Origin of the sequence: Nocardioides sp. R-C-SC26, from assembly GCF_021246465.1 — a bacterium.
In the GTDB taxonomy this organism is placed as follows: domain Bacteria; phylum Actinomycetota; class Actinomycetes; order Propionibacteriales; family Nocardioidaceae; genus Nocardioides.
Genome location: NZ_JAHRHK010000104.1, coordinates 1 through 305, shown reverse-complemented (window position 1 = coordinate 305; position 305 = coordinate 1). Strand labels below are relative to the sequence as shown.

At 70.5% G+C, this 305-nt stretch carries 1 pseudogene; it reads right to left on the bottom strand.

From position 1 onward, the window contains the following. Positions 1-38: 38 nt before the first annotated feature. Positions 39-305 (bottom strand): annotated as a pseudogene (locus KSO97_RS17630) (LLM class F420-dependent oxidoreductase); the annotation flags it as partial.

Below are 305 nucleotides of genomic sequence, written 5' to 3'. Positions count from 1 at the left end.
GTGGGGGTCTCGACAGACGCGACGACCGGGGTGCCGGATCAGGCCTGCGCGCGATAGGCGTCGATGACGCCGGAGGCGAAGCGGGAGAGCGTGGCGACCTTGTGCTCGAGGGTCTCGGTGTCGACGCCGGGCTGGTAGGAGTCGCGGAAGCCGATGACCACGTCGGTGCCGCCGGCCGCCTCGAGCTTGTTCAGGCCCCCGACGCTGTAGGCGTCGTAGGAGATGGCGTGGATCTCGAAGGGCTCGTCGGCGCGGCCGTACTCCGCGCGCAGGTCGCGGAGCGGGTCGATGAGGGCGAACAGATC